Genomic DNA, 18,852 nt, shown 5'->3' on the forward strand with positions numbered 1-18,852 from the left:
CAATTACTTTTAATAACTACATTATACAATCAAACAATAATAAACCGCTCTTTAGTACTTTTTTTAGTTTAATAATTTCCAGTACAACTATTGTAACTAATAATAGAAATGAGGATATTATTGATATCTTACCAATAATAGATGATTGAAAGAAATCTTTTATTTGATCTACTACTGAGCAATAAATTACTGTAACTACTAACTCAGCAAAAATTAAGCTAAAGAAAAAAATAAAGTCTTCTAAAACAATGCTTTCGTTTACATATACTTTAAGTCCTAAATATAGTAACAATATTAATGAAGCTATTAACACTATGTAAAACCAAAACTTGCGTTTTTTAAATATATTAAATACATCATTCTTTTTATCTCTATACATAACACTAACCTCTCCTACTTTACAAAACAACTTCTTTATTATATACCCTTAGAGAGCTAATTTTAACAATTTTTTAAGTATTATAAATATATTATATAAATAAGTATATCAATTTGCACAGCAGTATTACATAATAACAAATAGGTTTTAATTATTTATTTATGCAGATGCTTGTATTTAAAAAAACTAAAAAAACTTATAATTGCATTGTTATGTAAGGTTTTTTATAATAAGTGTAATAAGTTTATTATATTCAGTATTATAAGGATTATTATTGGGGTAAATTATGAGTTTAAATAATGATTATTTATTAAAAGATGATTTAAATACTATTTTTGTAGCTAGAGAAAATGAAAAACTTAAAATCATTAATGAGTTTGATGCAGTTTTAAAAGCACAAAGTTCAGTGGTGTTTATTAGTGGTGTTGCTGGAATAGGCAAGACCTTTTTAGTGAACCAAGTGATAAAAGACCTAGATAAAAATAAAATCACCTATGTATCTGGCAAGTATAGACACTATGATACTAAACCTTTAATAGCTATTGAAGAGATTATTACTGAAATAGTTAAACACTTATTAACATTACCTAGTAAATCCTTATACCAAGTAAAAGAAAAAATAAATAAATTATTAGGTAGTAATATTAATATTATAACCTCAATTAGTGATTATTCTCAAAAACTTTTTGGCAATAAAAAACCTGTAAAAATAAATTCAAATGCCTTAAAGTATAAGGTTAAAAAGTCAATTATTCAATTTATAGATATAGCTAGCCAATGTCTATTTCCCTTAATTATTTTTATAGATGATTTGCAATGGGCTGATTCTTTTTCATTAGAGGTAAGCCAGTTTTTAATAAACAACATCAAAAAGTTGAATGTAATGTTAGTAGTATCGTATAGAAATAGTGAATTTGATATAAATAAACTCAATATAAATAAAAACAAAAATCTTATTAGCTATATTGCCTTAAAAGAGATTCAGATAGAAAGTATAATAGAATATTACAGTAAAATTTGTGGCTACGAAATTAATTATATAGATTATTTATCACGATTTACCTATAGCTTAACTTTAGGAAACCCCTATTATATTAAAGAAATCACTAGCTTATTAATTAATGAAAAGATATTGTTATATGACAAAAAACAAAGTAAATGGGTAGTTGATATGAACAACCTTAGTGAGTTAACATTATCTTCTAATGCAAAAACAATTATAGAGAATAGAATAGCAAAAATTAGTGATGAAGAAAAAAAGCTACTAAATATTATGGGATGTTTAGATGGGGTAGCTGACTTTAATTTGCTTAAATTGATAAGCCAAAATAGTGATTATCAATTAAACACTACTCTTAACAAACTTAAAAATTGGGCTTTTTTATACTACAAAGATAACAAGTATTATTTAAGTCATGATATTTTACTAGACATTATCTACTCAAACCTCACAGAAGAACAAAGACACTCTTTACATTTTGATATTGCGGTGTCTATTAAAGATGAGAAATTAAACCAAAATAATATGCATATACAATTAGTTGTTTCTCAAATTTTGAGGTCTAAGCCAGTGCTTTTACAAAGTAAAGCAAATGAGTGGGTTGAGTTTTTATACAATGCCGAAAAAAACTCAATGAGTGCCATATCTCTAGAGCAATACACTTCATTATTTAATTTTATTATCAAGCTCATATCATATTCAGCTAACCTAAATCCCAATCTATTATTGCATGTAAACTTAAATTATATTGAGTGTTTATTAGTTAATAATAAATATGAACTAACAGAGTTAAAGCTTGCAGAATTAATGAGTAGTTTTAGTAATATGAGTGATCAAATAAAAATCATGCAAAAATATATGATAATGTATGGCTATAAAGGCAGTTTTAAAAAGGAACTAAAAACTGGGCTAAAAATTCTTAAATTACTTAATTATAAGCTTAATATACAAGATTATGAGAAAGACTTACTTTTAGCACGAGAGCTATTTACTACTAAAAAAATAGCTGATTTAATTAGCCAAAAAGATGCAACAGATAAAAGAATACTTATAATAATTGAAACCTTAGCTAAAATGACCCCTTCTGCTAATTGTGTAAACAAAAAGCTTTTTGAGCTTATATTATTAAGAATAGGAATTTTATCAGTTCAATATGGCAAATCTCCATATTCAGTAATAGGTTATGGAGCATATAGCTTTATACTTTATAATAATTTAAAAGATTACCAAACTGGTGAAAAATTAATCCAAACCGTTCTGCAGCTATTAAATAAAAGCGATGACTCGGATATTAAATCTTTTGTTTATAGCTTTGTGGGAACATTTATAAAACATTGGTCTGAACCCTTAACTAGCTCCATTTTTTATTTAGAGAAGGGCATTAATGAGAATATAAAGTCAGGAAAATTAATTTATGGGGGTTATTCAATTGTTTCAATCTTATATGCTAAATATGCAATGGCAGTTCCATTTACAGAAATTAAGCAATACCTTAAGAACAAGCTGAATGATATTAGTATTTTTGGAGATGGTAATAGTTTATTTGTAAATATTTTTTTCTTAAACTATTTAAATTATTTAGAATTAGGTGAATTAAAACCTGAATATTTAGAACTAAAACCAGTAATCTGCAATGAGCTCGATGCTTTTAAGTTTGTTTATTACTTTTTTGAGATGCAAAGGTTTTACTTTAGTCAGGATATTAATGAAGCATATAATTTAGTTGTAACAATTACAGCTTTAATAGATTCTTTAAAAGGGCATATTATTTATCCTCATGTGCTATTTATGTGTGCATTGGTACGCCTAAATTATCATCATCTTTTACATGAAGAAACAGCCATTACTAATAAACAACTTATTATAAGTTACAAAGCTGACTTAGAAGTTTTTACAAAGCTTAATAAAGTGGAGAATTATTCGAGATATAAGCTGATTGAAGCAGAATATTGTCGACTATTCGAAAATAAAAAAAATATAGATAAAATTTACTATGAGGCAAATAATTTTGCTGAAAAAAATTCACAATATCATATTGCTGCTATCGGAAATCTATTAACTGCAAACTACTATGATTATAATCCTAAACTTGTACAGTTTTATGTAAAAGAATCTATCAACAATTTTAAACTTTGGGGTGCTGATTATATTGCTAATGTTATTGCAGAGAAGTATGTTATTGAAAGTGCTTTAGAAGTTCAATATGGTAAAAAATCACCCATAATAAGTGATCAACAAGAAGTGAAATCTCAAAATCTCCTCAAGCTTAATAATATTGAAAAACTTAATGAGCAAGAGAGTATTTTTTATTTCATAGAAAATTTACCTAATAATAATAGTATTGATTATGTAGCAATACTATTTGAAAAAGAAGATGAAATGTATTTACACTACCACAAAGAAAAAAATAATAAAACGCTAAAGCTAAATATAGCTCAAAGACTTAATCTTACCAGTAATATTTCTCATAAGGTTGTTAGATACGTAGCCAGAACTGCAGAAGATGTTTTAATAGGTGCTGATAATAATAATTCCATTTTTGCTAATACCTTAGCTCACAAAGATGATGTTAATATATTAAGCATGCCTATAAAATATCTTGATGTTTTAGTAGGTGTAGTGTATATAGAAACAAAAGATAAAGCAGTATTTAATAGTGATTTTATTATGTACCTAAAAACAATATTACAAATAATCGTAACAAAATTAGATACCCTTAAAAACATTAATATTAGAGACATGCTTAACTCTAAAAAAGCTGAATCAGAACTAACACAAAGAGAAATAGAGGTTTTACAACTTGTTGCAAATGGACTAACAAACTCTTTAATTAGCCAACAGCTTCATATATCTTTAGGCACTGTAAAAAATCACTTAAGTAATATTTATAGTAAGTTAGAAGTCGATAGCCGAATAAAAGCGGTTATAAAGGCAGCAGAAAATCAAGTGATAAAGATTTAGTTTTACTTCTACAAATTTTTTATCTCAATCACATTAATATTTTTTAGTTACATTATCTTGCGTAATTCTTTAAAACACAATAAAGGGGCTGTCACATTAGGATAAATAAAAAAAAGCTAATGTAGCAGCCTATTTATAATAAAAATGACTGTGTTTTCTTATAAATGTAGATAACTTATAGATGCAAAGTTTAAGAGTGCAAAAATTTATCTTAAACTTTATGCGATACTCGTTCTTAAACCACCAATTATATTAAATTCTATAATTTATGTATCAATAATATTTGAGGATTTAAAATCAAGCTTAAGGTAAATATATACGTTTTAGAAACCACCAAGTGCACAAAGGCAAAAGAAGGTGTGGCAGGTTTATGATAATCCTTACGCCTCAGCACCTTCATCTGTAGTATTTTATATGTTTATATTAGTTTGATTAGGTCTTCTTTTTGTAAAGTTAGTTAAACAAACCCCTACCTGGGTGCAATTTTGTTCACCTCTAACTAAAGAGCAACTTACAACTATTACATCAAGCCAAGAAGATATGCAGCTTGAGTAACTATAAAACATACTATTATACCTGTAACAGTTGGTATTAAAAATGATAAAAAGGTCCATTTTCGGCTTTGGGTTTCTTTTTTTATGGTCCACAGCGTTGTTCCACATGGAAAATGCATTAAGGAAAATAACATAACGTTAATTGCAGTTAATAAAGTCCAACCGTTGTTTATTAATAGTTGTTTTAATTCACCTAGGGTTTCAAACTCTAACATACTGCCGCTTGCCATATAGCTCATTATAATTATAGGAACAACTATTTCATTGGCAGGTAGACCTAAAATAAAAGCCATTAGTATATAACCATCCATACCTATGAGTTTGGCAAAGGGCTCTAAGAATAAAGCTGAATGAGTTAATAAACTAGCACTACCAATATCTATGTTTGCCATAACCCATATAACAATACCAGCAGGTGCTGCAATTGCAATAGCCCGACCTAATACAAATAAAGTACGGTCTAATAATGATCTTACTAAAATTCGACCTACTTGTGGTTTGCGATATGGGGGTAGTTCTAAGGTAAAAGACGATGGCATACCTTTAAGTATTGTTTTTGATAACAGCTTAGAGATAAAAAGAGTCATAAAAATTCCTAAAAGTATTATTAATACCATTGCTAGGGTAGCGGCTAAGGTCTGATATTTTCCACCCCACATTCCACCAATAAATATCATGGATATTGCTATTAAAGTAGGAAAACGACCATTACAAGGCACAAAGTTATTTGTTATTATAGCAATTAAGCGCTCACGCGGAGAATCTATTATTCTACACCCTATTACACCTGCTGCATTACAGCCAAATCCCATACACATTGTTAAAGCCTGCTTACCATGAGCACATGCTTTTTTAAAGAATTTATCGAGATTAAATGCTATACGTGGCAAATAACCAAGGTCTTCTAAAAACGTAAACATTGGGAAGAAGATTGCCATAGGCGGTAACATTACTGATATAACCCATGCTAAGGTGCGATAAACACCTAAAACTAATATTCCGTGTAACCAGCTTGGGGCATTTAAACTATTAAATAAAACTGTAATTTTTGCTTCTATACCAAAAAGAAAGTTAGCTAACATTGCCGACGGATAATTGGCACCCGTTATTGTTAACCAAAATACTAAACCTAATAGGCCAATCATAATTGGTATGCCAAAAAATTTTGATGTTAATACTCTATCTATTTTGCGATCGGTTTTATTATACTCTTTATTAGTAAATGATACGTGTTCTTTACTTATTTGCTCTGCTGTTGTTACAATACTAGTTACTACTTTATCTCTAAACTTATCTGCATCTATATTTTTTGCTGTTAAACTTTGTTTAGCTTTTATTAACAAACTTTGCAATTCTTCATTACTTAAGAGCTTATTATTAAAGTATTCATTTATAGAATTTATAATGCTCTGTTCACCATCAAGCAACTTTAAAGCAATCCATCTACTATTCATTTTGTCTTTAACTATTTCTTTTACTTTAGGCTCTATAATGCCTATAGCTACTTCTATGCTTTGCTCATAGGTAACTCTATGTGGTTTTAATTCAATTAAATTATTAGCAACTTTATGTATTTGATACTCTAAATTTACTAAGCTTTTTTTATCTCTAGCATTGGTAGCTACTACTGGTACGCCTAGTTTTTTTGAAAGTTGCTTTATCTTTATTTCAATACCTTTGCGCTTAGCTTCATCAATTAAATTAACACAGACAACTACCTTATTAGTTATTTCAAGTACTTGAAGAGTTAGGTTTAAGTTACGCTCTAAACTTGTTGCATCAGCTACAATAACAGTTACATCTGGCTTTGCAAAACAAACAAAGTTACGGGCTATTTCTTCTTCTTCGGACGTAGACATAATTGAGTATGTGCCTGGTAAATCTACAAGCGTAAAGCTTTCATCTTTAAACTGATATTTTCCTCGGGCATTCATAACCGTTTTGCCTGGCCAATTACCAGTATGTTGTTTTAAACCAGTTAAGCTATTAAAGACTGTACTTTTACCAACATTAGGGTTGCCAGCTAAGGCAATAATGTAGCTATTTGTACTGTCAATATTTAAAAGATTATTTTTACTGATTAATTTTGAACCAGTAGAATTTTTTGTTAGTCCCATGGTATCTCCTTTCTATAATTAATTAAGTTGTTGAACAATAATTTTGCTTGATTCTTCTGCGCGAAGTGCTATTACTGCCCCCCTAATAAAGAAAGCTTTAGGGTCTCCTACAGGGCTAATTTGCACTGCCTCTACAATGGTATTAGGAATAAGACCTAAATCTAAAAATCTACGTCTTTTAGATCCAAAGGCTAACAGCTTAACTACCTTTGCCTTTTTACCAATAGCTAAAATATTTAAAGGAATTTCATTAATTTTCACATAACCAACCTTTCTATAATTAATACTAAACGCAGTGATTCTCTTTACACTATGCTGAAATATTCGTGATGTGATAATTAAAATCCACATTTAAAATCCTAATTAACAGTATAGTGATAAAAATTTTGCTGTTTTTGTTTCTTAGCGAAGGTAATGTGTGATACAATATAATATAATACTTTGATGTTCAAAGTATTTTGTTTAAATTTATTTAAGGAGCTTAATATGAAAATACCTAAACTTAAAATTGGCGATATTCAAGTTAATATTCCAATTATTCAAGGAGCTATGGGGGTTGGGGTATCTGGTCCTAACTTAGCAGCTGCTGTGGCTAACGCTGGTGGAATAGGAGTTTTATCTGGAGTGGGTATTGGATATACCGAGTCGGATTATAATAAAAATCCCAAAAAAGCTGATTTAAGAGCCTTAATAAATAAAATTAGAACTACTAAGAAGTTAGCGCCTAAAGGGTTTATTGGTATTAATTTTTTGGTTGCCATGAATAACTATGCTGAAATGGTTAAAACAGCTGTTTCGGAGGGCATCGATTTAATAATAAGTGGTGCAGGACTACCAACTCAATTGCCAAAACTAACAAAAGGTACAAATATAAAACTTGCCCCTATTGTTTCTTCTGCCAAAGCAGCTAAGGTTATTACCCGCTATTGGGATAAAAACTATAATAAAATACCCGATATGGTTATTGTTGAAGGAACAGAGGCTGGCGGACACTTGGGATTTAAAGAGGATATCTTAAAAGCAGAAGTTAAACCTAATTTAACTGAAATTGTTAAGCAGGTAATAACTACCCTAAAACCCTTTGAGCAAAAATACAATACTAAAATACCAGTTATTGCAGCTGGGGGGGTATTTACTGGTGAGGATATTGCTAAACAACTACAGGCTGGTGCAAGTGGAGTACAAATGGCTACTAGATTTGTTGTAACAGAGGAATGTGATGCAGACCAAGCCTATAAAGATGCTTATTTATCTGCTAATAAAGAGGATATTAAAATTATAAAAAGCCCCGTTGGTTTGCCAGGTAGAGCCTTAAACAATAGCTTTATTAAAAAGATTGCTATAGAGGGAGACTTAATTTCGAAATGTAGCCAGTGTTTGCAAGGCTGTAACCCCTTAAAAGCTCCGTATTGTATCTCTAAAGCTTTAATTAATGCTGTTAAAGGTGATATAGACAAAGGTTTAATTTTTGTTGGCAGTAATGCTTACAAATTAAAAAAAATGACAACTGTACCCGAACTTTTAAAAGAATTAATGCAAGAGACTAGGCTTGCACTAAAGAATTTAAACTTGTAAGCAAAAATAGTATGCTAATTACTCCAAAATTAGTGCCATAGCATGATTTCTATTAATAATAGAGGTTATGCTTTTATTTTAGTTACAGGGTTACTTAATCTAACTATCTATTTACACCATTGCAATGTTATTGAGTAGCTATAATTTAATTATTAACTTACACTTATATACATATTGTCTCTAGTGAAAAATAAAATGTTTTTTATAATTTTGTTTAAAACTTTAAGTTAAAATACTATAATAATAGAATCATATAAAAGGAAACAAATATCTATTGTTTCAGTCTAATATTTACAATACTAAAAAAGGAAGTTGATTTATGAAAAGAAATATTATACTATTATTTATCATGATAATGCTGGTATGCGTTGGTTGTACAGAACAAGAAAAAAATGTTTACAATATTACTAAAATTAACAATGATGAATACATAGAAGCCAAAGAAATAGAACTAAAAAACACACTACTAAAAGATCTAATTAATAATGATTGGAGTAAAGAATATATAACTAGTACCTTTGGTAAAAGCACAGAAACTATTTTTGAGAATACCGATTTAGTAGCTGGAGGTTATGATAGTTATTATAATTATTATCTCTGCAAAAGCATAGGAATCATGTATAAAGCTAATATTAAGCAAATTGATTGTATTTTAATTGATAAAAGCTTCACATTAAACAAATATAACTCACAGCTAATAGATAATATAGATATAGCTACTGCCATGAGTGAAGTTAAGAGTAGCTTAGGTGAGCCTCACTTTAATGATAATGAATTAAACATAATAGGATATAAGTTCACAGACTTTTATATTTTCTTTAGAGGCAGTGAAAAAGTTGAGCAAATGTCTATCTACCCAAAACAGGATTATGACAAAAACATCTTAATTAGTGCCTTAACAGCACTTAGTGAATCTAATACATTTAAGCTATGGCAAGATTATGACTATGCATCAGGTGAATCTAGCCTTGATTATATAGTATATAAAAGCAAAGGATTAAAAGTTGTAGAATATTTGTCTCCTGATGAAATGAATAATACAAAGTCGCTATATAAGTTGAATATATATGGAAACTTTTTTAATGAGTTAGATGAAAAATTATTAATTCCTAAAAACATACCTATTATTAATGAAGAGGACTTATACAGCTGTGAAAAATGGGGAGTTTGTTTTAGCTTAAATAAAGACTTTGTTTTTGAGCATGAAAAGGCCAGAGTAATTGGCTTAAATGATATAAAAGAGAGATTTTTAACTACAGAAGAAATTAGTAAAACTAATATTGAAAGCAATAATATTATATCAGGCTCTGAAAATAGTATGTCACCCAATGGTAATCATATTTACATTGCATTTACACCTGCATGTAGAATGAGATTATATAATAGTGATTTTTCGGAACTATATACAGAGCTATACGGTGTTAATAATTATAAATGGTTAAATGATCGGTATATTATATATAATAAAGATTGCTATTTTATGAGTCCAAGAACTGAAGCAATTGCAATATATGATTGTGTGGAAAAAAAGGAAATTATAGTAGCTAGTGAGCAATTGGTAGATTACAGCTTAAGCGAAGTGAATACTAGCAAGTTTGTTTATAAACATACTAAAGAAGGCATTACTAAAAATATAACAGTAAAATATAGCTTTAAAGAAAATTCAGCTATATCCATAGAAAAATAATCAAAAAAAGAGATAACACTATAAATTTTCATGGTGTTATTTCTTTTTTTAAGCTTCATCACTTACCCTTACTGTTTGTAAGATACTTTACTTGTATCCATTAATTTCATATACTATAGGTGAGGTGATTATATGTGGTTCCCAGAGAGTTACATACCATATTTAGGGTTATTAGGTGTTTTTATAGCGTTATCTGTTTACTATTTTCATAAAGCAATTACTAGTAATACTTTTAATAAAGAAAGAGTATCAATTTTATTAGTAGCCTTAGTACTGTATTTGGCTTTGGCAGTTGTTATTATTTTAGTAGGAGCATATGATTTAATTGATGGTCAACCAAATATTATTGCTTTTCCTATAATTTTAGCAGGAATTGTCACTTTTTCTCGCTTTTATAAGTTATATAATAAAGCAAAAACAAAAGGTGCTAATAAAAACTGCAATTAAAGTTTTATTATAATCATATGTTTTACGAAATAAAATGGAGTAAAAAATAAGGCTAACTAAAGACCATAATAACTAATAAAAACCACCTCAATGATGGTTTTTGTTTAGCCAGTCAAGCTTGAGAAACATGCAAAACGATAAACCACCCGCTATGCGGGTGCTGAAACGGAAGTTATACAAAAGTATAGAACTTACCCCTAATTGTGAAGGAAAAAATATAATATAAATAAACAGAGTAAACCTAAGGTAATATATCAGTAATCTATTTCCCTTATACACTTTTTAAAAACATGAATGGACTATTGATGAAGGTGCTGAGGCATGGAATTGACGGTCAGCAATAATACTTTCTTTTCATACAGTATATTTTTAAGGTAATGATTTTACTCCATTTTATTTCGTAAAACATATTTCTTCGTGTACTTGTATAATAAAAGAGTAGTTAAACAAAGAACGCAACAATTAAGAAAAGATATACTTAGCGATAGCAGCTGACAATATAGCCAACTGCTAAGCTATTGATAGAAGAATCTGTTACTACTACTTTATTGCAGTTACCCGTTTGACAGGTGGTCATTATTTAGTTGTTTATAGTAAAAACCTTACGGGCAATCTCTACTCCCTCACGGGCATCTTTGGCATAAAAATCTGCTTTTATCATACTAGCATATTCACTATTAAGCACAGCGCCACCCACCATAACTTTACAGTAGGGTGCCTTTTCTTTTAGTAATTCTATTGTTTGTTTCATGCTTTTTACAGTAGTTGTCATTAAGGCACTTAAACCAACTAACTCTATCTTTTCATTTATCACAGTGTTTAGTATTGTATCAGGGGCTACATCTTTACCTAAATCTACTATTTTATAACCATAGTTTTCGAGTATAACTTTAACTATGTTTTTACCGATATCATGAATATCTCCTTGAACAGTTGCCAAAACAATTTTATGTTGTTTTGTTGTGTTATCACTTTTTGGCAAATGTTTACGTAGCTCCGTAAATGCTTGTTTGGCAACCTCAGCTGATTGAATTAGTTGAGGTAAAAAAATCTCTGCTTTTTCATATAAAATGCCCACCTCATCTAATGCTGGAATAAGAACTTCATTAATAATAGTCATAGCAGGTTTTGATTTTAAAGCCACTGTTGTTTTATTAACTATTTCATCTTTTAGACCTCTTTTAATAAGCTCAGCTAAGCTATAGTTATTGCTTTTATTAATTGTATTAACTTTAACACTAGCTAGTTTATTTATATATGTTTTTGCCTGTTTATCTTGATTATTTAACACATTAAAGGCTGAAATAATGTTCATCATTTCTCTACTACCAGTATTTAAAATAGGGGCATCTAAGCCTGCCTGTAAAGCCATTGCTAAAAAGGTTTTATTTAGTAAATCTCTATGAGGTAAACCGAAAGATACATTACTTACCCCTAAAACAGTTTTTACGCCTAACCTTTTTTTAACCATGGTTACCGCCTTAAGGGTTTCTAAAACCTCAGCTTGCTGGGCAGAGGCTGTTAATGTTAAACAATCAATTAGAATATTCTTCTTTGCTATTCCATAACTATGAGCAGTATCTATAATTTTTTTAGCTATAAAAAACCGTTCTTCTGCCGTACTGGGTATTCCGGAGTCATCAAGGGTTAAACCCAATACACAGGCACCGTATTTTTTGGCTATTGGAAATATTTTATCCATGCTGCTCTGTTTACCACTAACCGAATTTATAAGGGGTTTACCATTATAAATTCGTACTGCTTGTTCAATTACCTTAGCACTTGTACTATCTATTTGCAGTGGTATGCTCTGTATTGCCTGTATTTCAGTTATTACTTTTTTCATGTATTCAACTTGATTTATTTCCGGTAATCCCAGGTTAATATCTAAAATATTTGCTCCCTCTTCTTGCTGGCTAATTGATTCTTTAATAACATAAGAGATATCCCCAGAACGCAAAGCCTGCTTAAGATACTTTTTACCTGTTGGATTAATCCTCTCACCAATTACAGTTACAGCATTCCCAATTGTGATAGTTTTAGCATAAGATGCTACTTTTGTTTCATTTTTTTTGGTTATGGGTAGTGCAGTAATATCTACTAAAGCTTTGTGACACTCTTTAAGATACTCTGGAGTTGTTCCACAACACCCGCCTATTAGGCTTGCTCCTGCTAAAACTAGTTGTTTTGCATACTGAGCAAATTGCTTTGCGGCAAGACTATATTCCGTTTTTCCATTATTTATGCAGGGTAAGCCAGCATTAGGCTGAACTAAAATTGGTATAGAACTATACTGTCTTGCCTCTTTTACTAAGCTAAGCATTTGCTGAGGTCCAGTAGAGCAATTAAATCCTAAAATATCTACCCCTAAACCTTCTAATACTGTAACCATTGTTTCTATATCTGTTCCTGAAAACGTTCTACTATTGCTAAAGGTCATGGTACAGATTATAGGCAAATCACTATGCTCTTTGGCGGCCAGTATTGCAGCTTTGGCTTCATATATATCACTTATGGTTTCAATTAAAATTAAATCGCAACCAGCATTTACGCCTACTATTACCTGCTCTTTAAATAACTCATAGGCCTTCTCAAAACTTAGCGTTCCTGATGGAGCAAGTAACGCTCCAAGTGGTCCGATATCTAACGCAACTAAGGCCTTTTTTTTACTATCTTTAACTGCCTTTTTAGCTAGCTTTACGGCTGCTGTTATAATTTGCTCACAGCTGTATTGGTAGTTTTTTAACTTTAAGCTATTTATACTAAACGTGTTAGCAGTAATAAAGTTCGCTCCATTATTTAAGTAAGCTAAATGTAAATCATAAATGGCTTGGGGGTTAGTTATATTAAGAAATGGTGGCAAACTAGTTAAAGCTAGGTTTTGCTGAACTAAGGCTGTGCCCATGGCTCCATCGAATAATAGTATTTTATCTTTAGGTAACTTTAGCATACTAACACTCCTTACGATATTGGCAGTTAACTAAACTACAATTTTTGCATTTTAAATTTTCATCATTTGAAGTAGTATTACTTACCCCAATAACTGCTGTAACAGATTTACGAGGGAAAAGCAGATTATAATTATTAACAAATAATCCTATTTTAATATCTGCCTGTAAAAGATCTATTAAACTCTGTTGAATTGTTAGTGGTAAATCTCCATAACCAGGGCTAAATCTACTTGTTATGAACTTATTTTTTTGGCACTGCTGTTGGGCTATTTCTTCGGTTATGTCATCACAAATTAGCTCTATATAGGCAGAGGCACAGGCATCTAAAACCGTTGCCTTAGTAAGGTTATGATACTGATAATAGGCTATTTTTTTGTTTAAACGTTCTCCTAAAGTTACAGCCATTACATAACACTCATCACAGTTTTTAAGGTGATTATTTATAGAACTGCCACTTAGCTGCACTGTTTTATTTAGATAAACACAATTATTATGTTTGTGTAAGCAAAACTTGTCATAAATATGCCTAGGACTTGCTAATTCTTGGCACTCAAGCAAACACTCATCTATAATAAGGCTTAGTTGAGCACTAATTTTTTGTCCTTTGTAACCTAAGTAGTGAAGGCAATCACTTTTAAGAGACATGTTCTTCTTCCTTTGTATTTAGTACTTTAACAACTGAGCTAATATTATTTATTAGTCTTTTGGCTATATAGGGTCTATTCATAACATATAAGTGAACTCCATCTATGCCTGAAGATAATAAGTCAATGATTTGCTCGGAGGCGTAGGCTATTCCTGCATCAATTAGCGCCTCTTTATTATACTGATATTTTACCATTATTTTTTTAAATTTTTGGGGTACATTTGCCCCACATAAACTAACAATTCGTTCTATTTGTTTAGTGTTCACTACTGGCATTATACCAGCAACTACAGGTATATTTATACCTAATAACCTAACCTCATTAAGAAATGCGTAAAAATCTTGATTATTAAAAAAGAGTTGGCTAACTAAAAAATCTGCTCCACAATCTACTTTATTTTTAAGATTGATTAAATCTGTTATTTTACTTTTAGCCTCTATATGCCCTTCGGGGTGACAAGCAGCACCAATAGAGAATTGAAAATTATTTTTAATTTCAGTGATTAAATCACTTGCATAATTAAAGTAGCTACTATTATTTTGCAAATAATCAATAGGTTTATCTCCTCTTAAAGCCAATACATTATCTATGCCTACTTGCTTCATAGTAGCTAGTTGCTGATAAACCTGTTGTTGAGTAGAGCCTATACAAGTTAAGTGTGCTAAAGGCTCTATATTAATTTCGTTTTTTATAAATGATGCCAGTTTAACAGTTAGGTCTTTGCCCTCACTTATACCTGTTGCTCCATAGGTTACACTCATATAATCGGGTTGAAGTACTGCAAGGTTTTCAATAGTATTATAAATTGTATTTATTTTAGATTGTTTGTTCGGTGGAAATATTTCAAAAGATACAACCGGCTTTTTTTGTGCAAACATATTTTTTATAAACATAATATCATTCCTTAAACTTTATATTACCCCATGCTCCTAGGTGTTTATTTATAGTTATTAATATACCAGTTATTCCAGTAACCGACTTTGCATAACTTAAAGCTAAATTTATATCCTTATGGGTTTTTACCATATTACCAATTGAGGTTGCTGTAGCATCCGCCAAAAGTGTGTCGTTGGCTCTTACTACCACAGCATCGGCGTTACCATAACTTAGTGAATGGCCCAATGTGCCAGCAGATGTACAAATACCTTGTCCTCCGGTTACTGGCTCTATTTCTAAAACAGGATCTACTTGTTGGTTTTTAGAGTGCACAGCCATATAACGTGTTTTACTACTGTGCATAAAAATGTCGCCACCATTCTCAATTATTATTTCTGAAGAATACTTTAGTAAATCTTTACCCAAATACTGTGCTATGGCTCCTGCAACTGCTGCCATAGGCCCTACGTTTACTTTTTGAGTGACCTCTATCATATGTTGAACTATAACAGGAGCTGAAAAGTCTTGTTCCAAGGGTTTTAAGCTTTTTAAAAAACTTGGTCTTTTAGCTATATAATTTACTAGTTGTTGCCTATACTTTGTTACTGAAAATAAAGCCTGATGCATTAATTCTTGTTCTGCAAATATCTTAAGATCGGTTTCTGCGGTACAAACTGAAAATGGCAGTAAATCGATTGCTTTCATTTTTTTACGATAATAACGTGGCTCATACATTTTTTATATTAACCTAACTTATAGTTAACCATAGGCTTAACTTTATTGTTTTTAGAAAACATTTTTATTGGCTGCTGTAAGAAAAACTGTTTATTTAGTATCCATTGTTTTAATAACTCTGATATCTCCTGTGACTTTTTAATATCTGTTAGTGAATGGGTTTTTATTTGCTTATTATTTATCTCTACAAAACCCGATTTAAGTTGTTGATAACTAACTTTTTTTATTACAGGGTGACCACCTTTGCATACACTATAGTCAACAATTGAGGTATAAATATCGCTATCTTTTAAGGATAAATAGCTCATAATCTCTTCATTTAACACGGGTATAGGTATACCAATACCTACAAATAAAGATACTCCATAGTTTTTAAAAGATGCTGGTCGTATATATCGTGTGTTCATATCTTTTAAATTACCAATTGTAGCTAAAGTGGCAGCAGGACTTTTAGGAATACCGTTATCCTGACGCTGTGTATCTGAGTTAAATTGAGTGCCATGCCAAGCCACATAACCCTCTGCTCCAGCTAAAAATATACGCGTACCGACTCCTATTGTTTTATAATAAGGGTCATTCAATAGTGGACTTAATTGCCCCGAGGTACTGTAATTTATATTGTTCATATTGGCACCAAGTTTACCCATATAGGTATATAGATCTTTATTGCTAGTGTTGATTGCTGCATTATAGTTCTGATAAGCATTTCTGGGGTTAAATAAATAAGCTTCGTTTAAATCATTTAATTTTATTGTGCTATTAAGCTTTTTAGTGGGGTAACAATCTGTTCCTGGTGAAGAGGCTTTTAAGTGAACCTCTTTGCCATCAATTAAATCACAAATAACATGTGCTCCCCCATAAGCAGAATTACTTTCACTAAGTTGAGTAGCTCCTATATAGCTATCTACAGCAGCTATGCCAGCATATGCCTCTACATTATTTAAAAATGTTTTTGTCATACGGATAGGAGGATCACTATGCCCAAAGTTAAGAAACGCCCCACTCGAGCACATTGGGCCAAAGGTTGCAGTAGTTACCACATCAACAAGCTCAGTTGCTTTTTTAACGCCAACATTATTAACTATATCTAGGACTTCATCTGCGGTTACTATAACTGCCTCTCCTGCAGCAATTTTAGAATTTATTTCAGCATAACTTTTTACCATATTAATTCTCCTTTTTCAATATTTTACTTATATAAATTAAAAAAAATAAATAAATCAAATAACTGTAGAATTATATAATTTTTTTTATAAGCATAATTTTAATGGTTTGAACGAAATTTTTTAATTAAGCTAAGTGTTTTTAATTTTTTACCACATAGCATTAAATCACTCAGAGTATATCAAGCAAAAATAATTAAGGTGATTACTTAAGGTACATGTCTTCGTGTCATTGGTAACTAACCCACAGTAGTATTAATTTTAATTACCAGAGCTCATTAAGTTACTGTTGTTTTAATTTTAGGGAAATTGCAAAACAACAAATATTTTAAGAATTATTAGCTACTAAAATGCTAGCAATTATTTGTAGTAATAACTTTTTCATTAGCTAAGAAAATTAATGTTGAGAAGGTTTTCTCTTAACTTTAATAACTTAATGAGCTTTATGATAATAATTACTTAATATAATAAAATCCTAAGCAGTTGTTATGAGAATCGTCACTCTCATAAATAACTATTTTTGTTTACCACTAAATAACAGTTGCAACCATTATCACTTTTAGTTCATTAAAAACAAAAAAACCACTTTCGTTTGCTGAAACGAAAGTGGTTATAACCTGAAATAACTTATCTTTCATTTCTAACGAAATGCAGGATTTAGCACCACACTCTAAATGTAGGTTGCCGGGTTTCACAGGGCCAGTCCCTCCACCACTCTTGATAAGGAAGATATTAATATTAAGTTTTCTGCATTATAGCACTATAAAAGAACTTACGCAAGGGCTTTTCATATTTTTAATAAATTATGCTTATTTATGCGTAAGATTATTACCCTCTAAACCTAAATATTTAAGTTTCTGCAAATTCCTTAGGCAATCTATATCACAAATATTGTTATTAATTAAGTTTAACCATTCAAGATTACTTAAGTTTTTTATAGGGCTAATATTTTTAATACTGTTATAAGAAATATCAAGCTCTTTTAATTTAAGACAGTTATCTATATTAAGTGCTTTTACTTTGTTATTACTTAGGTTTAAGACCTCTAAATCTAGTAACTGATTTAAGGGTGTTGTGTTTGTTATTTGATTATTGGCTAGGTTTAATTGTTTTAATTTTTTTAGTTTGCTAACAGATGTTATATCTATAATTTTATTATTGTAAAAACTAAGTTTGTTAAGCTTTGTTAGTTTTTTTATTTCATTAATCTCTACTAAATTATTATTATTAAGATATAGTTGCTCAATATTTTTAGACTTAATTATTGGCTTTAAGCAAGTTATATTGCAGTTTATTAAAGCTAACTTCTTTAACATTGGCTTATTTATTTCACAGTTTATTGTAGAATCTGTTAGCTCTAAAAACTCTAAATACAAAAAACTATCTAAAAATTGCTGATAAATATCTAGCTCATTAACACGTAAGTGTTTTAGATAGATAAAGTTTTGAATATCTGTTAACTGTAGGTCTTTTATGGCAAATTGATTATTGTTAAGCGTTAAGCTATTTTTAGCTAAACTTAGTTTATTTATGGCTAATAAATCGCTTTGTAATAACAGTGTTTTTTCCTTACCGACTGTTTCTCTCACAACTTGCTCTAACAAAGCATTATTAAACTTAACTACTTTGTTTTTTTCTATTGTAAATGGGATGTTGTTTATTTGGTATTTTGGTATAGCTAAGCTATTTACTTCAATGCAAGCTAAACCAGGTATTAATAATATTAGCGTGATTAACATATTTCTTAATATTTTCATTAT

13 protein-coding genes and 1 riboswitch are annotated in these 18,852 nt (G+C 30.0%); of the genes, 4 read left to right on the top strand and 9 right to left on the bottom strand.

Annotated elements, in window-relative coordinates:
* Positions 1-16 precede the first annotated feature (16 nt).
* Positions 17-379, bottom strand: a complete 363-nt coding sequence (locus tag IMX26_RS09000; RefSeq protein WP_195158062.1) for a hypothetical protein — start codon at positions 377-379, stop codon at positions 17-19.
* Positions 380-665: 286 nt separating this feature from the next.
* Here IMX26_RS09000 and IMX26_RS09005 point away from each other — a divergent pair, with 286 nt between their 5' ends.
* The gene (locus IMX26_RS09005; protein ID WP_195158063.1) at positions 666-4,340 is read left to right on the top strand and encodes a helix-turn-helix transcriptional regulator; all 3,675 of its coding nucleotides are present in this window, start codon (positions 666-668) and stop codon (positions 4,338-4,340) included.
* A 520-nt stretch (positions 4,341-4,860) separates the two neighbouring features.
* Here IMX26_RS09005 and feoB read toward each other — a convergent pair.
* Positions 4,861-7,011, bottom strand: coding sequence for a ferrous iron transport protein B (gene feoB, locus IMX26_RS09010; RefSeq protein ID WP_195158064.1), 2,151 nt, complete (start codon positions 7,009-7,011; stop codon positions 4,861-4,863).
* A gap of 18 nt (positions 7,012-7,029) precedes the next feature.
* On the bottom strand, positions 7,030-7,272 hold the full coding sequence (locus IMX26_RS09015; RefSeq protein ID WP_243259352.1) for a FeoA family protein: 243 nt from the start codon (positions 7,270-7,272) through the stop codon (positions 7,030-7,032).
* A gap of 225 nt (positions 7,273-7,497) precedes the next feature.
* Here IMX26_RS09015 and IMX26_RS09020 point away from each other — a divergent pair, with 225 nt between their 5' ends.
* The 3 genes from IMX26_RS09020 (at position 7,498) to IMX26_RS09030 (ending at position 10,720) form a co-directional block, all read left to right on the top strand.
* Positions 7,498-8,586, top strand: a complete 1,089-nt coding sequence (locus IMX26_RS09020) for a nitronate monooxygenase (RefSeq protein WP_195158066.1) — start codon at positions 7,498-7,500, stop codon at positions 8,584-8,586.
* 319 nt (positions 8,587-8,905) lie between these two features.
* Positions 8,906-10,273 (top strand): hypothetical protein, encoded by a 1,368-nt coding sequence (locus tag IMX26_RS09025; RefSeq protein ID WP_195158067.1) that lies wholly within the window; start codon positions 8,906-8,908, stop codon positions 10,271-10,273.
* A gap of 132 nt (positions 10,274-10,405) precedes the next feature.
* Positions 10,406-10,720, top strand: coding sequence for a hypothetical protein (locus IMX26_RS09030; protein ID WP_195158068.1), 315 nt, complete (start codon positions 10,406-10,408; stop codon positions 10,718-10,720).
* Between the two features lie 580 nt (positions 10,721-11,300).
* Here the strand turns inward: IMX26_RS09030 and IMX26_RS09035 are convergent.
* From IMX26_RS09035 to IMX26_RS09060, 6 genes are all read right to left on the bottom strand, one after another.
* Positions 11,301-13,670 (bottom strand): homocysteine S-methyltransferase family protein, encoded by a 2,370-nt coding sequence (locus tag IMX26_RS09035; protein ID WP_195158069.1) that lies wholly within the window; start codon positions 13,668-13,670, stop codon positions 11,301-11,303.
* Position 13,671: 1 nt separating this feature from the next.
* Positions 13,672-14,316 carry a vitamin B12 dependent-methionine synthase activation domain-containing protein gene (locus IMX26_RS09040; RefSeq protein WP_195158070.1) on the bottom strand — a complete coding sequence of 215 codons (645 nt, stop codon included), beginning with the start codon at positions 14,314-14,316 and terminating at the stop codon, positions 13,672-13,674.
* A complete protein-coding gene (metF, locus tag IMX26_RS09045) occupies positions 14,306-15,211 on the bottom strand; it encodes a methylenetetrahydrofolate reductase [NAD(P)H] (RefSeq protein ID WP_195158071.1) in 906 nt (301 codons plus the stop codon). Before metF ends, IMX26_RS09040 begins: the two co-directional genes overlap by 11 nt.
* A gap of 4 nt (positions 15,212-15,215) precedes the next feature.
* Positions 15,216-15,899 (bottom strand): UPF0280 family protein, encoded by a 684-nt coding sequence (locus IMX26_RS09050; protein WP_195158072.1) that lies wholly within the window; start codon positions 15,897-15,899, stop codon positions 15,216-15,218.
* A 38-nt stretch (positions 15,900-15,937) separates the two neighbouring features.
* Entirely contained in the window at positions 15,938-17,095 is a 1,158-nt protein-coding gene (locus tag IMX26_RS09055; RefSeq protein WP_195158073.1) for a homocysteine biosynthesis protein, read from the bottom strand.
* A gap of 621 nt (positions 17,096-17,716) precedes the next feature.
* Positions 17,717-17,819, bottom strand: a riboswitch (SAM riboswitch).
* A gap of 82 nt (positions 17,820-17,901) precedes the next feature.
* Complete coding sequence (locus IMX26_RS09060) at positions 17,902-18,849, bottom strand: leucine-rich repeat domain-containing protein (protein ID WP_195158074.1); 948 nt, start codon at positions 18,847-18,849, stop codon at positions 17,902-17,904.
* Positions 18,850-18,852: the final 3 nt, after the last annotated feature.

The sequence above is a fragment of the Clostridium sp. 'deep sea' genome (assembly GCF_014931565.1).
Classification (GTDB): domain Bacteria; phylum Bacillota; class UBA994; order PWPR01; family PWPR01.

Coding starts and splice junctions, on each gene's coding strand:
- IMX26_RS09055 (WP_195158073.1), bottom strand. CDS start 17,095: ATGGTAAAAAGTTATGCTGAAATAAATTCTAAAATTGCTGCAGGAGAG.
- feoB (WP_195158064.1), bottom strand. CDS start 7,011: ATGGGACTAACAAAAAATTCTACTGGTTCAAAATTAATCAGTAAAAAT.
- IMX26_RS09000 (WP_195158062.1), bottom strand. CDS start 379: ATGTATAGAGATAAAAAGAATGATGTATTTAATATATTTAAAAAACGC.
- metF (WP_195158071.1), bottom strand. CDS start 15,211: ATGTTTATAAAAAATATGTTTGCACAAAAAAAGCCGGTTGTATCTTTT.
- IMX26_RS09035 (WP_195158069.1), bottom strand. CDS start 13,670: ATGCTAAAGTTACCTAAAGATAAAATACTATTATTCGATGGAGCCATG.
- IMX26_RS09005 (WP_195158063.1), top strand. CDS start 666: ATGAGTTTAAATAATGATTATTTATTAAAAGATGATTTAAATACTATT.
- IMX26_RS09060 (WP_195158074.1), bottom strand. CDS start 18,849: ATGAAAATATTAAGAAATATGTTAATCACGCTAATATTATTAATACCT.
- IMX26_RS09050 (WP_195158072.1), bottom strand. CDS start 15,899: ATGAAAGCAATCGATTTACTGCCATTTTCAGTTTGTACCGCAGAAACC.
- IMX26_RS09025 (WP_195158067.1), top strand. CDS start 8,906: ATGAAAAGAAATATTATACTATTATTTATCATGATAATGCTGGTATGC.
- IMX26_RS09030 (WP_195158068.1), top strand. CDS start 10,406: ATGTGGTTCCCAGAGAGTTACATACCATATTTAGGGTTATTAGGTGTT.
- IMX26_RS09040 (WP_195158070.1), bottom strand. CDS start 14,316: ATGTCTCTTAAAAGTGATTGCCTTCACTACTTAGGTTACAAAGGACAA.
- IMX26_RS09020 (WP_195158066.1), top strand. CDS start 7,498: ATGAAAATACCTAAACTTAAAATTGGCGATATTCAAGTTAATATTCCA.